The sequence below is a fragment of the Pseudomonas sp. ATCC 13867 genome, from assembly GCF_000349845.1.
Lineage (GTDB): Bacteria > Pseudomonadota > Gammaproteobacteria > Pseudomonadales > Pseudomonadaceae > Pseudomonas.
Genome location: NC_020829.1, coordinates 5,582,404 through 5,596,708, shown reverse-complemented (window position 1 = coordinate 5,596,708; position 14,305 = coordinate 5,582,404). Strand labels below are relative to the sequence as shown.

Genomic DNA, 14,305 nt, shown 5'->3' with positions numbered 1-14,305 from the left:
TGAAGGAAGCACAGCATGCGCTACTCGAACTTCACCCAACGCATCGCCGGCGACGGCGCCGCCGCCTGGGACATCCACTACCGCGCCCTGGCGCGCCTGGAGCAGGGCGACGACATCCTGCTGCTGTCGGTGGGCGACCCGGACTTCGACACCCCGGTACCCATCGTGCAGTCGGCCATCGACAGCCTGCTGGCTGGCAATACCCATTACGCCGATGTACGTGGCAAGCGTTCGCTGCGCGAAGCCATCGCCCGCCGCCACACCCAGCGCAGCGGCCAGGCCGTGACCGCCGATGAAGTGGTGGTGCTGGCCGGCGCCCAGTGCGCGCTGTATGCCGTGGCGCAGTGCGTGCTCAACCCGGGTGACGAGGTGATCGTCGCCGAGCCGATGTACGTCACCTACGAGGCGGTGTTCGGCGCCTGCGGCGCCAAGGTCATCCCGGTGTCGGTGCGTTCCGAGCACGGCTTCCGCGTGCAGGCCGAGGACGTCGCCGCGCTGATCACCCCGCGCACCCGCGCCCTGGCCATCAACAGCCCGCACAACCCCTCCGGCGCCAGCCTGCCGCGCGCCACTTGGGAGAAGCTGGCCGAGCTGTGCATAAGCCACGACCTGTGGATGATTTCCGATGAGGTCTACAGCGAGCTGCTGTTCGACGGCGAGCACATCAGCCCCGCCAGCCTGCCGGGCATGGCCGAGCGCACCGCGACCCTCAACAGCCTGTCGAAATCCCACGCCATGACCGGCTGGCGCGTGGGCTGGGTGGTTGGCCCGCAGGAACTCTGCGCGCACCTGGAAAACCTCGCCCTGTGCATGCTCTACGGCTCGCCGGACTTCATCCAGGACGCCGCCTGCACCGCGCTGGAGGCCAAGCTGCCGGAACTGGAAGCCATGCGCGAGGCCTACCGCCAGCGCCGCGACCTGGTGCTCGACTGCCTCGCCGATTGCGTTGGCGTGCGCGCCCTGCGCCCGGACGGCGGCATGTTCGTGATGGTGGATATCCGCGCCACCGGGCTTTCCGCCCAGGATTTCTCCAACCTGCTGCTGGATCGCCACGGCGTCTCCGTGCTGGCCGGCGAAGCCTTCGGCCCCAGCGCCGCCGGGCACATCCGCCTCGGCCTGGTGCTCGGCGCCGAACCACTGCGCGAAGCCTGCCGCCGCATCGCCCTGTGCGCCGCCGAACTGCTGAAGGAAAAACGCTATGCGTGAGCGTACACAGCTCTACATCGACGGCACCTGGCTGGCACCGCAGGGGCAGGGCCTGGCCGAGGTGCAGAACCCGGCCACCGAGGAAACGGTCGGCCGCGTGCCGCTGGGCGGTGAAGGCGACGTGAACCGCGCGGTGGACGCCGCGCGCCGCGCCTTCCCGGCCTGGTCGCAGACGCCATCCCAGGTGCGCGCGGGTTACATCCGCGCCCTTGCCGAGCAACTGAAGAACCGTGCCGACGAGATGGCCGCGCTGATCACCGCCGAGCTGGGCATGCCCATCCAGTGGTGCCGGATGGTGCAGGTCGACGGACCGATCGAGGGCCTGGAAAGCTACGCCGCGATGGCCGCGCACATGGACGAGGTGCGCGAGGTCGGCAACTCGCTGGTGGTGAAGGAAGCGGTGGGCGTCTGCGCCTTCATCAACCCCTGGAACTACCCGCTGCACCAGTTGATCGGCAAGCTGGCCCCGGCCCTCGCCGCCGGCTGCACCGTGGTGGTCAAGCCGAGCCAGGACACCCCGCTGCATGCCTTCCTGCTGGCCGACATGATCCACGCCATCGGCCTGCCGGCCGGCGTGTTCAACCTGGTCAGCGGCCCCGGCTCCAAGGTCGGCGAAGCCCTGGCGCGGCACCCGGACGTGGACATGGTGTCCTTCACCGGCTCCACCGGTGCGGGCATCAAGGTCTCCAAAGCCGCGGCGCCGACGGTCAAGCGCGTGTGCCTGGAGCTGGGCGGCAAGTCGCCCTTCCTGATCACCGCCGATGCCGACCTGGCCGCCGCCGTGCGCCACGGCGTGCAGGACGTGATGATCAACTCCGGGCAGACCTGCACCGCGCTGACCCGCATGCTGCTGCCCGCCAGCCGCTACGACGAAGCCGTGGAAATCGCCCGCGCGGAAACCCTGGCGCTGAAGATGGGTGACCCGCTGGACGCCGACAGCTTCCTCGGTCCGATGTGCTCGGGTGGCCAGCGCCGCACCGTGCTGGATTACATCCGCGTCGGCCAGGAGGAGGGCGCACAGCTGGTATGCGGCGGCGCCGAACGTCCCGTCCATCTGGAGCGCGGCCACTACGTGCAGCCGACGATCTTTGCCGGCGTGAACAACCAGATGCGCATCGCCCGCGAGGAAATCTTCGGCCCGGTGCTGTGTCTGATTCCCTACGCCGATGAGGCCGAGGCGATCGCCATCGCCAACGATTCGCCGTTCGGCCTGTCCAGCGCCGTGTGGGCGGGCGACCGCGAAGATGGCCTGCGACTCGCCCGGCAGATGCGCGCCGGCCAATGCTTCGTCAACGGCGGTGCGTTCAACTACCGTGCGCCGTTCGGCGGCTACAAGCAGTCCGGCAACGGCCGCGAATGGGGCGAGCAGGGCTTGCACGAGTTCGTCGAGCTCAAGGCCATCCAGCTTTAAACAGACCCCCTCTCCCACCAGGAGAGGGCTGGGGTGAGGGCAGTTCCGCTCACCGAATTGTCAGGAATCCACATGAACGTACTGATCGTCCACGCCCACAACGAACCGCAATCCTTCAGCACCGCGCTGTACCAGCTCGCCGAGGAAACCCTGCGCGGCCAGGGCCACGAGGTGCAGGTCTCCGACCTCTACGCGATGAACTGGAACCCGGTGGCCAGCGCCGCCGACTTCGGCGCCCGCGCCAACCCCGACTACCTGGTCTACGCCCTGGAGCAGCGCGAAGGCGCCAAGGCCAGGACCATCGCCGCCGACATCCAGGCCGAGCTGGACAAGCTGCTCTGGGCGGACCTGGTGATCTTCAACTTCCCGATCTACTGGTTCTCCGCGCCGGCCATCCTCAAGGGCTGGTTCGACCGCGTGCTGGTCTCGGGCATCTGCTATGGCGGCAAGCGCTTCTACGACCAGGGCGGCCTGACCGGCAAGAAGGCCCTGGTCAGCGTGACCCTCGGCGGCCGCGACCACATGTTCGGTGATGGCGCCATCCACGGCCCGCTGGAAGACATGCTGCGGCCGATCCTGCGTGGCACCCTGGCCTACACCGGCATGAGCGTGCTGCCGCCCTTCGTCGCCTGGCACGTGCCCTACATCAGCAACGAGGCGCGCGTGGACTTCCTGCGCCAGTACCAGGACCGACTGCAGAACCTGGAGAGCGACCAGCCGCTGGAGTTCGTGCGCCTGGAGCAGTTCGACGAGCGCCTCTACCCGCTGCCGCGCTGATTGGCTTTTCGTAGGAGCGAGCTTGCTCGCGAACGGGATCGCCGGCTGCTCCGACGCTGGGCGGTTCGCGAGCAAGCTCGCTCCTACAATCCGGCTCGACTCCGATGCTATGGCCAAAAACGAAAAAGGGCGGCCATCCGAAGATGACCGCCCCTGGAGAAAAAGTCAGCCGCTGCAGCCAGGTATGCGCGGGGGAGAGGGCCGTCGATTGGTGTATCGACGGCCGTACGATGAGCCTGGTATGCCCACCGTCGCTGCAGCGACTTGGCCGGCACTATACGTGGTAACAATCGGTAAAAAACGACCCTATACTGCGATTCAGTTTTGCGGCGCGGACAACAATTGTCGTCGCCTCCTACAAAGATGGATAAGCAGGGGGAATCATGGACGTACTTCACGCGATGCGGGCCTTCGTCCGGGTGGTGGATGCCGGCAGTTTCACCGCCGCCGCCAACGCCCTGGGGTTATCCACAGCCCAGGTCTCGCGCGTGGTCTCCGACCTCGAAGCCCAGCTCGAAGCACGTCTGTTGCACCGCACCACAAGGCGCCTGGCGCTGACCGAAACCGGCGAGCGCTACCTGCTGCGCTGCCGGGAAATCCTCGCCGATGTCGACGAAGCCCAGGCCGAAGCCAGCGGCGCGCACCTCAATCCGCGCGGCCGCCTGCGTGTGCACTCGCTCACCGGCCTCGGCCAGCAGCACCTGATCCCGCTGATCTCGCGCTACTGCGAGTCCTTCCCCGAGGTCTACATCGAGCTGACCCTGGCCCAGCGCCAGCCGGACATCCTCGAGGAAGGCCAGGACGTGGTGATCACCCGCGACCGCGAGCTACCCGACTCCGAGTTCGTCGCCCAGACCCTGGGCACCATCTACAGCGTGCTCTGCGCCAGCCCCGAGTACCTCAAGCGGCGCGGCACCCCGACCAGCGTCGCCGACCTGCACCAGCACCAGTGCCTGCGCCTGCAGGACCCGACCTTCCCCGAGGGCTGGGCCTTCGAGGAGGGCAACGAGGAAAGCGTGATCCGCCCGCGCGATACCTTCATGGTCAACGTCGCCGAGGCGCTGACCGGCGCCGCCGCCGCCGGCATGGGCATCTGCCTGCTGCCCAGCTACGTCGCCGCGCCCGCCCTGCGCAAGCGTTCGCTGGTGCGGGTGCTGCCCCGGCACAGCCTGCACGTGCGGCAGATCTATGCGCTGTACCCGTCGCGGCGCTTTCTCGATGCGAAGATCCGTACCTGGGTGGAGTTCCTCAAGGCGGAGCTGCCCAGGGTCTTCCAGGACGACGAAGCAGCGCTCAACGATCCCGTCAACTGGGCATAAGGCCATCTCTGACGTTGGGCGCTGGCGTGGCGGATCGTCGCAGCCGCTCTATATCGGTGTTCTCGGACGATCGGCGCGGATTGTTGCTTTTTAGGCAATGCTTTGTTGGTTAGCTAGCTATTTTTCGCCCGACTGTTGCGCCGTAACCTTTCTCCAACCCCGACCAATCGGGTGTTCAGAAAGGATCACCGTCATGTCCCGTTCGTTTTATATTGCTGCCCTGCTGTCCGTTTGCTCGCTGTCCTTCACCCAGCTGAGCTTCGCCGAAGAATCGCGCCTGATGACCGACAAGATGGTCAAGGCCAACGAAGCAGCGATTGCCCAGCAGCAGGCCCAGTCCGCCGAACAGACCGCCAAGGCCACTGCCGACAGCGACGCCGATTCCTGATCGGCCACTTCCCCCGGGAAGCCCGGTGCGTGAGCCGGACTTCTCAATGCCTTGCGCCGCATACGAGATGCGGCGTTTTTTTGCCTGCGGAATACGTCTATTACAGAAGTTGTAACAGTCTTTCCTTGGCATTGGCCTGTATTCCTGTCTGATAGGTCAATATACTTGACTCAACAGCGCTTCCTTCGGGGCTGCTGTTCCCGGCCAATGCCGGCAATCTTCCCGACGCCGATATGTGATTGCTCCGAATCGACGTCTGTCTCAAGGCCGCTGTTTTCAGCGGTCTTTTTTTATGCCTGGCAGATATCGGTGGGCCGGGCTGATAGGCTTGGGTATTCCGCGCCAACGGCCGGATTCGACAAGGATGCCGAGATGGCCACCGATAACCCCTTCGCCACACCCCATGCTCCCCTGACTGCTCCCACTGCCGTTGCGACGCCGGCCGGCAGCCAGCCTCTGCTGTTCGTCGCCGCGATGATAGTGGCGGCGGCGCTGGTGTTCTTCGGCAGCAATGCCGTGCAGTGGATCGGCGACCTGGGCAATTACCGCGAGCGCCTGCCGCAGTATCTGCCGACGATGCTGGCCAACTGGCTTGGCGGGCTGCTCTTCTATTCGGCGGCGGTCCTGTTGCTGGTCCATTACCAGCGTGAGCGCCACGGCATTGCGCGATTCCAGCCGCTGGCCGGGCTGTTGGTGGGCTTCGGCGCGGCCTATCTGATCACCACCCTGGTCGTCGGCACGGCGGTGTCCTACCTGAGCGTGTCCTTCTACCAGTGGGCTTTCGAGCAGGACACCCGGACCCTGTGGATGGTCTTCTACGGCCAGGCCAGCTCGCTGATCAACCTGACCCTGGGTTGCCTGTTGCCGCTCTGGCTGGTGCTGCGTCTCGCACGCCCGCGCTCCGAGCGGTTGGCGCCGGGACAAACCCTCGCCCTGTCCTCCTGGCAGGTGTCGCTGGGCGTGGCGCTCGGCTTCACCGCGATGACCTACAAGCTGCTCGCCGGGCTCAGCTATGGCGCGCTCTATCTGTATAGCGGCGCGGATGGTTGGCAATCGGTGCTCATGCTGTCGAGCTGCGTATTGCCCTTCGCCATCGTCATGACGGCTGTGCGGACGCGCCTGCCGTCGCAGGTTTCACGCTTCGCCGCCGGCCGGGTGCTGGCCTGCGCGCTGGTGCTGCTGGCGATGTGGGCGATAGCGATCGTGCTGGTTTCGGTCCTGGTGGCGCTCGCCGCCTACAGCTCGCTGAACGCCAGCAGCCTGCCGCTTTACCTGCTGCCGCCGGCGATCCTGCTGCTGGTGCTGCTCTGGCCGCTGGCACGCTGGTGCGCCGGCTGGTTCTTCGCCGAGCAGCCGGCTCAGTCCTCGCCCAGGTAATCCCCACGGCTCAGCCCGTGGCGCTGCATCTTCTCGTTGAGGGTGCGGCGTGGCAGGCCGAGCAGTTCCATCACCGCCTTGATGTCGCCCTTGCACTGGCCCAGCGCCTGGCGGATGCACTGCGCCTCGTAGGCTTCCATGCGTTCGAACAGGCCGTTGCCGGCGGGCTCGACGGGCGTGTCATCGCGGTCCAGGCCCAGTACGTGGCGTTCGGCGGCGTTGGCCAGTTCGCGCACGTTGCCCGGCCAGTCGTGGGCGAGCAGACGGGCCAGTTCGGTGGCGGAGAGCGGCGCGGCCTCGCGGGCGAATTTCTCGCTGGCCAGTAGCGCGTAGTGCTCGAACAGCAGCGGGATGTCTTCGCGGCGTTCGCGCAGTGGCGGCAGGCGCAGCTCGGCGACGTTCAGGCGGTACACCAGGTCCTCGCGGAAGCGTCCGGCGCGGGCTTCTTCGAGCAGGTCCGGCTTGGTCGCGGCGATCACCCGCAAATCGACCTTGATGCTCTGGTTGGAGCCCAGGCGCTCCAGCTGCTGTTCCTGCAGCACGCGCAGCAGCTTCACCTGCTGGGCCAGCGGCATGCTCTCGATCTCGTCGAGGAACAGGCTGCCGCCGTTGGAATGCTCCAGCTTGCCGATGCGTTTGCCCTGGGCGCCGGTGAAGGCGCCGCTTTCGTGGCCGAACAGCTCGGTTTCGAACAGTTGCTCGGGGATCGCCGCGCAGTTCAGCGCGACGAAGGGCTTGCCGGCGCGCGGACCGAAGTCGTGCAGGCAGCGCGCGACCAGTTCCTTGCCGCTGCCGGTGTCGCCGCGGATCAGCACATTCACCGGCGTGCCGGCCAGCGCCATGATCTGCCGGCGCAGGGACTCCATCGGCCGCGATACGCCGAGCAGGCGCGATTCGATCTGGTCCTTGAGCGCCGCCTGTTCGCGCAACTGGCGGTTCTCCTGCACCAGCCGGCGCTTTTCCAGGGCGCGGCGCAGGCTGTCGAGCAGGCGTTCGGGGGTGAAGGGCTTTTCGATGAAATCGTAGGCGCCCTGGCGCATGGCCTGTACCGCCATCGGCACGTCGCCGTGGCCGGTGACCATGATCACCGGCAGGTCGCGGTCGAGCTGCTGCAGGCGTTCGAGCAGGGCCAGGCCGTCGGTGCCGGGCATGCGCACATCGCTGATGATCACGTCGGGCAGCTCGCGCGCCACGTTTTTCAGGCACTCGTCGGCGCTGCCGCACAGGCGTACGTTGAAGCCGGAGAGTTGCAGCCATTGCTGCACGGCGTCGCGGATGGCGGCTTCGTCGTCGACGAAGAGGATGGTCTGGCTCATGCTCGGTTTTCTTCGGGGGCGGCGGGCAGGCTCAGGCGGAACAGCGCGCCGCCGGAGGGCTGGTTGGCGGCGCTCAGGCGGCCGCCGAGTTCGTGGACGATGCCGTAGGATACCGCCAGCCCGAGCCCCAGTCCTTCGCCGACCGGCTTGGTGGTGAAGAAGGGGTCGAAGACGCTGGCGAGGTTTTCCTCATCGATGCCGGGACCGTTGTCGGCCACCTCCAGGCACCAGTGGTCGCCCTCGCGGCGCAGGCTCAGGGTGATCTGCGCCTGCTCGGTGTCCGCCAGCGCATCCAGGGCGTTGCGCAGCAGGTTGACCAGCACCTGTTCCAGGCGGATCGCATCGCCCAGTATCCAGGCCGGTTCGTCCAGGCGCTGGAGGATGTCTACCTGCTCATCGCGGATGCGCACGGCGAGCAGGCGTAGCGCCTGATCCAGCACGTGGCCGAGTTCGATGCGCTCGCGCAGGCCGCCGGGGGTCTTGCGGGCGAAGGTCTTCAGGTGGCCGGTGAGCGCGGCCATGCGCTCCAGCAGTTCATCCACCCGCAGCAGCGCGGTGCGGGCGTCGTCCTGGCGGCCGGCGTCGAGCAGCAGGCGCACGCTGGCCAGTTGCATGCGCTGGGCGGTGAGCGGCTGGTTGATCTCGTGGGCCAGCGCGGCGGACATCTGCCCCAGCGCCGCCAGCTTGGCGGCCTGCACCAGGCCGTCCTGGGCGGTGCGCAGGGCGGCGGTGCGCTGTTCGACCAGACGCTCCAGTTCTTCCTGGTTGCGCTGGCGCAGGCGCGCGAGGCGGCGGCGTTGCTGCAGCCAGAGCACCAGGAACACCAGCGCCAGCCAGGCGCCGGCGGCGGCCAACCGCGCGCTGGTGACGTCGGATTGCACGCCGTGGGGATTGCGCAGCAGGTGCAGGGTCCACTCGTCTTCCGGCAGCCCGACCGATTGCCAGAGGTAGTCGCCGCTGATGTCCTGGCCGTCGACGCGGACCATGCGCGCGTGCTCGCCGAGGGTTTCCAGCGTCCGGTGCGGCAGCGCGCTGAGCGGCTGCTTGTGGTATTGGCGGGTGTCGGCCATCTCGGCGCGGGCCACGGCGTCCAGCGGCAGCAGTTCGCGGTAGCGCCAGCGCGGGTGGTTGGCGAGGAACACCACGCCCTTGCTGTCGCTCACCAGCACCACGTCCGGGGTCTGGCTCCACTGCCGCTCCAGGTCGGGGAACTCCAGCTTGACCACGATGGCGCCAAGGAAGCGGCCGTCGTCGTCGCGCAGGGCGTTGGACAGGAAGTAGCCGGGAATCCCGCTGGTCACGCCGACCGCGTAGAAACGTCCGGCGCCCTGGGCGATGGTCTGGCGGAAGTAGGGGCGGAAGCCGTAGTTGTGGCCGACGTAGCTGACCGGCAGGTTCCAGTTGCTGGCGGCCACGGCGAGGCCGGTGTGGTCCAGCAGTTCCAGGGTCGAGGAACGTGCCGCGCCGTTGATTTCCTGCAGCTTGAGGTTGAGCCGGTGCTGCAATTCGCCGGTCACCGGGCCTTGCAGGGCACGGCGCAGGTCGGGATCGAGGGCGAGCACCGCCGGAATGCTGCGGAAGCGTTCGATCAGCGTGTGCAGGGAGTTGGCGTAGAGGTCGAGCTGTTCGTCGGCCGCCTGCGCCTCGGCGAGCAATGCGCGGTGCCGCGCCTGCTCGCCCGCCCAGTACGCCGACAGCAGCAGGCCGGCCAGCAGGAGCAGGCTGATCAGGGTGAGACGAAGAGGGCGGGGAAGCGGCATGTTCGAAGCAAGTCGAGCTAGGATCGCGACGATAGCATGTTGTCGCACTGGTTCGGCGCCCGGCCGCCTCGTTACACTGCGGGCGTCCTGACGGAGACGCGCCCATGCAGTTGTTGTCCTGGACCCACGAAGGGTCCGCCGGTTTCACCCTGCGCGGTTGGCGCAGCGAGCCCAGCGGCAAGCCGCTGTTGCACTTTCTTCATGGCAACGGCTTTTGCGGCCGTGCCTATGAGCCGCTGCTCGCGCTGCTGGCGAAGGATTTCGACCTCTGGCTGTGCGATGTCCAGGGGCACGGCGATAGCGACCACGGCGGGCGTTTCCACGGTTGGAACCGCAACGCCGAGATGGCGGTGGAAGCCTTCGAGGCCGGACGCGGGCGGTTCGGCGAGGTATCGCACTACGCCTGCGGCCACAGCTTCGGCGGTGTGCTGACCAGCCTGATCCTGGGGCGCCATCCGCAACTGTTCCGCCGCGCCGTGCTGCTCGATCCGGTGCTGTTCACCCCGGCGATGATCGGCGTGATGGCGCTCTCCGAAGTGCTCGGCCTGCACAAGCGCCGCACGATGGTGCAGAAGGCCCGCGCGCGGCGCAGCCAGTGGCCGGACCGCGAGGCGGCGTATGCCGGCCTGCATGGCCGGGGCATCTTCAAGGGCTGGACCGACGCGGCGCTGTGGGCCTATGTCGAGCAGGCGATGAAGACGGTGGACGGCGGCGTCGAGCTGAAATGCCGGCCCAGCCGCGAGGCGGAGATCTTCGCCTCCTTCCCCAAGCGCCTGTGGTCGTCGCTGAACAAGGTGGTGACACCGACCCAGGTGCTGTTCGGCGAACGCACCTATCCCTTCGTACCCAAGGCCGCGGCGCGCTGGTGCGCGAGCAACCCGGCGGTCAGCGCGCAATGCGTCGATGGCGGGCACTGCTTCATGCAGGAGTTCCCCGATGACAGCGCCGGGCGCGTGTCGCGCTTCCTGCTGGGCCACGAATGAACGACCCGGCCCGCGAGTCCGTCTGGCTGGCGCTGTCCGAGCTCTGGCTGGACACCGAACTGGATGAAGGCGGTCGCGCCGCCATCGCGGGCATCCTGTCGATCAGCGGATTCAGCGTGGACGAGCTGGATGCCATCTATCGCCTGGAAGTGGCACCGGTGGTCTGGTCGAACACCTGGGTGACGGCGGGAGTGTGGGATGGCTTCGATCCGGACTGGCTGTTCGAAGCCTGCCGGCGTAACCAGCAGCGGCGCCATTCGCTCTGGCACCGTGGGCGTTGCCGGTTGCTGCGGCGGGCGATGACGGCGGCGGTGGAGAAGGACTGGCGGAAGATCCGCGCGCAGCTCTAGTCGCTGACTTTCTTGTCCTGGTGCGCGCGGCGCCATTCGTCCAGGCGCACGATCTCGGCCTTGGGACGCGGTGGCGGGGTGTCGTCGAACACCGCGTCGACGATCTCGTCGTCCGCCGGGTTGAAGGTGGCGACCGGTGCAACCGTGGCGCGCGGCTCTGGCTCCATGCGGAAGGGCGCCAGCTCGATGCGGCCCAGGTGCTGGCCGAACATGCGGATGGTGCCGGCGTAACGTTCCTGACCGGTGGCGGTGAACTCGAAACCGTACTCGCGGGCCAGGCGCAGGTGGTTGCGGCCATCCCGGCGCAGGCGAATGCGTTGCAGGGCCACGGCTTCGTCGAGCAGTTCCACGCCCTCGCGCGCGCAGTGCTGCTTGGCCAGGACCAGCGCACGCTCGCGGATGCCGTGGGTGCGCCACCACCAGGCGGCCGCCGCGACAACCAGCATGAAGACGAAAAGATTGCCCAGGTCCACTTCTACTTCCTCGGGGTCGGCGCACCAGCTTACTCACTCCGCCGTCGGGCGGCGAGGGGTGGATGTTCACAGGGTGTGAATTGCGCTCCATACTGCGCCATTACTGTTGCAGGACACCGTTATGCCGCGTACTCCCCACGTTCTCGCCATCCAGTCCCACGTCGTCTTCGGCCACGCCGGCAACAGCGCCGCCGAGTTCCCCATGCGACGCGTCGGGGTGAACGTCTGGCCGCTGAACACCGTGCAGTTCTCCAACCATACCCAGTATGGCCACTGGACCGGCCAGGTGCTGCCGCCGGAGCAGATTCCCGCGCTGGTGGACGGCATCGCCGCGATCGGCGAGCTGGGCAACTGCGACGCGGTGCTCTCGGGCTACCTGGGCAGCGCGGCGCAGGGCCGCTCGATCCTCGAAGTGGTGCGCCGCATCCGCGAGGTCAATCCGCGCGCCGTGTACCTGTGCGACCCGGTGATGGGCCATCCGGAGAAGGGCTGCATCGTTGCCCCGGAAGTCGGCGAATTCCTGCTCCACGAGGCCGCCGCCGTGGCCGATTACCTGTGTCCGAACCAGCTGGAGCTGGACAGCTTCTGCGGCCGCCAGCCGACTTCCCTGGAAGACTGCGCCGAGATGGCCCGTGGCCTGCTGGTGCGCGGTCCGAAGGCGATCCTGGTGAAGCACCTGAACTACCCGGGCAAGCCGGCGGACGCCTTCGAGATGCTGCTGGTGACTCTCGACGAGACCTGGCACCTGCGCCGTCCGCTGCTGGCCTTCCCGCGCCAGCCGGTGGGTGTGGGCGACCTGACCTCCGGGCTGTTCCTCGCTCGCCTGCTGCTGGGCGACGACCTGCGCAGCGCCTTCGAATTCTGCGCGGCGGCCGTGCATGAAGTGCTGCTGGAAACCCAGGCCTGCGGCAGCTACGAGCTGGAACTGGTGCGCGCCCAGGACCGCATCGCCCATCCGCGGGTGAAGTTCGAGGCGGTGAAGCTGGGGTGATTGCGATGCAGCCGTGACGGTTTGTGCCACGGCTGTTCGCGAGCAAGCTCGCTCCTACGAAAAGCGGCTCGGACCTGACCTGTAGGAGCGAGCTTGCTCGCGAACCCGCCCAGGCACGATGACCGGCCTGGGCATCCCTCAGAAGCGTTGTGCCTCAGGCCGACTGCGGCAACTGCTCGTCGCTGACGGTCCCTTCAGTACCCTGACGCTCAACCCGCGCAACCATCCCCCGGGCGATTTCCCGTTCGCCCATGATCACCAGGTTGGCGCCGTTCTGCTCCAGGTAATCCACCTCGGCGTCGAAGTGGGCGCGGGCGATGATCTCCAGGCCCGGGTTGATCGCCCGCGCGTGGCTGGCAATCGTCCCGGCTTCGAAGCCGTTGGGGATGGCGATCAGCAGCCAGCGCGCCGAGGCGATGTTGGCCTGGACCAGCACCTCGGGATTGGCGGCGTTGCCCACCACCACGCAGAGGCCGTACTCGCGCAGTTCGGCGGCTTTTTCGCGCTTGTCCTCGATGACCACCAGCGGCACCTTGTCCTGGCGCAGGCGCTCGCTGACCAGCGCGCCGACCCGGCCGTGGCCGATGAGGATCGCGTGGTCATGCTCCAGCACCGGTGGCGGCAGGTCGGGGGCCTCCACCTGCACCACGCCCGGCTCGCTTTCGGCCTTCTGCGCCTGGCGCGCCTGCAGGCGGTCGATGGCGATGAACAGCAGTGGGTTGACCAGGATCGACAGGATCGCACCGGCCAGCACCAGGTCGCGGCCCGCCTCCGGCAGCAGCTGCAGGCTGACGCCCAGGCCGACCAGGATGAAGGAGAACTCGCCGATCTGCGCCAGGCTCGCGGCGATGGTCAGCGCGGTGCTGTTGGGATGGCCGAACAGCCGCACGATGATGTATGCCGCCACGGATTTGCCGAACACGATCACCAGGAAGGTGGCCAGCACCGGCAGCGGCTCGTGGATCAGGATGGCCGGGTTGAACAGCATGCCGACGGACACGAAGAACAGCACGGCGAAGGCATCGCGCAGCGGCAGCGAGTTCTCCGCCGCCTCGTGGCTGAGCTCGGACTCGTTGAGGATCATCCCGGCGAAGAAGGCGCCGAGGGCGAAGGACACGCCGAAGATCACCGCCGAGCCGTAGGCGATGCCCAGGGCGATGGCCAGTACGGCCAGGGTGAACAGTTCGCGCGAGCCGGTCTTGGCCACGCGCTCCAGGGCCCAGGGCACGATGCGCCGGCCGCCGAGGATCATCACCGCGACGAAGGCGGCGACCTTGCCCAGGGTCAGCAGGATCGGCAGCAGCACGCTGCCTTCGTTACCGTCGGACGTGCCGCCCAGGGAGCCGGCCAGCGCCGGCAGCAGGACCAGGGTGAGGACCATCGCCAGGTCTTCGACGATCAGCCAGCCGATGGCGATGCGGCCGCGTTTGGTGTCGATCAGCTGGCGCTGTTCCAGCGCGCGCAGCAGCACCACGGTACTGGCTACCGACAGCGCCAGGCCGAACACCAGGCCGGCGCCGAGTTGCCAGTCCATCGTCCAGGCCAGGCCCATGCCGAGCAGCGTGGCGACGCCGATCTGCACCACCGCGCCGGGAATGGCGATGGCTTTGACCGACAGCAGGTCCTTCAGCGAGAAGTGCAGGCCGACGCCGAACATCAGCAGGATCACGCCCAGTTCGGCGATCTCGCCGGACAGCGCCTGGTCGGCGACGTAACCGGGGGTGAAGGGGCCGGCCAGCACGCCGGCGAGCAGGTAGCCCACCAGCGGCGAAATGCGCAGGCGGTTGGCCAGGGCACCAAGGACGAAGGCCAGTACGAAGCCGACGGCGAGGGTGGTGAGCAGGGGAGTGTGATGCATGGTCTGGGCTCCGGGCACGCAGGGAGCAACCTGAACCGGTGGTCGCGGGTTGCTCGAAGGTGGATCACGGGGGCAAACCCGCGTACGAAAACTCTA

The 14,305-nt window shown here is 67.6% G+C and carries 13 protein-coding genes; 9 read left to right on the top strand and 4 right to left on the bottom strand.

Translation table 11 applies throughout. The features are described 5' to 3' along the window. The first annotated feature begins 15 nt into the window (after positions 1-15). The 6 genes from H681_RS25035 (at position 16) to H681_RS25010 (ending at position 6,478) form a co-directional block, all read left to right on the top strand. Positions 16-1,206 carry a pyridoxal phosphate-dependent aminotransferase gene (locus H681_RS25035; RefSeq protein WP_015479697.1) on the top strand — a complete coding sequence of 397 codons (1,191 nt, stop codon included), beginning with the start codon at positions 16-18 and terminating at the stop codon, positions 1,204-1,206. Further along, positions 1,199-2,617, top strand: a complete 1,419-nt coding sequence (locus tag H681_RS25030; protein WP_015479696.1) for an aldehyde dehydrogenase family protein — start codon at positions 1,199-1,201, stop codon at positions 2,615-2,617. Before H681_RS25035 ends, H681_RS25030 begins: the two co-directional genes overlap by 8 nt. A 72-nt stretch (positions 2,618-2,689) precedes the next feature. Then, positions 2,690-3,394, top strand: coding sequence for an NAD(P)H-dependent oxidoreductase (locus tag H681_RS25025; RefSeq protein ID WP_015479695.1), 705 nt, complete (start codon positions 2,690-2,692; stop codon positions 3,392-3,394). A 383-nt stretch (positions 3,395-3,777) separates the two neighbouring features. Further along, on the top strand, positions 3,778-4,713 hold the full coding sequence (locus H681_RS25020; protein WP_015479694.1) for a LysR family transcriptional regulator: 936 nt from the start codon (positions 3,778-3,780) through the stop codon (positions 4,711-4,713). 193 nt (positions 4,714-4,906) lie between these two features. Further along, a complete protein-coding gene (locus H681_RS25015; protein ID WP_015479693.1) occupies positions 4,907-5,101 on the top strand; it encodes a hypothetical protein in 195 nt (64 codons plus the stop codon). Positions 5,102-5,473: 372 nt separating this feature from the next. After that, a complete protein-coding gene (locus H681_RS25010) occupies positions 5,474-6,478 on the top strand; it encodes a hypothetical protein (RefSeq protein WP_015479692.1) in 1,005 nt (334 codons plus the stop codon). Here H681_RS25010 and H681_RS25005 read toward each other — a convergent pair. Both H681_RS25005 and H681_RS25000 read right to left on the bottom strand, forming a co-directional pair. Further along, on the bottom strand, positions 6,460-7,794 hold the full coding sequence (locus H681_RS25005; RefSeq protein ID WP_015479691.1) for a sigma-54-dependent transcriptional regulator: 1,335 nt from the start codon (positions 7,792-7,794) through the stop codon (positions 6,460-6,462). The genes H681_RS25010 and H681_RS25005 overlap by 19 nt on opposite strands. Continuing rightward, positions 7,791-9,554 (bottom strand): sensor histidine kinase, encoded by a 1,764-nt coding sequence (locus H681_RS25000; protein ID WP_015479690.1) that lies wholly within the window; start codon positions 9,552-9,554, stop codon positions 7,791-7,793. Before H681_RS25000 ends, H681_RS25005 begins: the two co-directional genes overlap by 4 nt. 104 nt (positions 9,555-9,658) lie before the next feature. Here H681_RS25000 and H681_RS24995 point away from each other — a divergent pair, with 104 nt between their 5' ends. Continuing rightward, on the top strand, positions 9,659-10,537 hold the full coding sequence (locus H681_RS24995) for an alpha/beta fold hydrolase (protein ID WP_015479689.1): 879 nt from the start codon (positions 9,659-9,661) through the stop codon (positions 10,535-10,537). Beyond that, on the top strand, positions 10,534-10,887 hold the full coding sequence (locus H681_RS24990) for a DUF7079 family protein (RefSeq protein ID WP_015479688.1): 354 nt from the start codon (positions 10,534-10,536) through the stop codon (positions 10,885-10,887). The genes H681_RS24995 and H681_RS24990 overlap by 4 nt, the downstream gene beginning before the upstream one ends. Here H681_RS24990 and H681_RS24985 read toward each other — a convergent pair. Next, complete coding sequence (locus H681_RS24985; protein WP_041712774.1) at positions 10,884-11,333, bottom strand: DUF3301 domain-containing protein; 450 nt, start codon at positions 11,331-11,333, stop codon at positions 10,884-10,886. The two genes, H681_RS24990 and H681_RS24985, sit on opposite strands and share 4 nt — an antisense overlap. A gap of 148 nt (positions 11,334-11,481) precedes the next feature. Between H681_RS24985 and pdxY the strand changes: the two genes are divergently transcribed. Continuing rightward, entirely contained in the window at positions 11,482-12,351 is an 870-nt protein-coding gene (gene pdxY, locus H681_RS24980; RefSeq protein ID WP_015479686.1) for a pyridoxal kinase PdxY, read from the top strand. Between the two features lie 154 nt (positions 12,352-12,505). Here pdxY and ybaL read toward each other — a convergent pair whose 3' ends face one another. Further along, on the bottom strand, positions 12,506-14,209 hold the full coding sequence (gene ybaL / locus H681_RS24975) for a YbaL family putative K(+) efflux transporter (protein ID WP_015479685.1): 1,704 nt from the start codon (positions 14,207-14,209) through the stop codon (positions 12,506-12,508). Positions 14,210-14,305 lie beyond the last annotated feature (96 nt).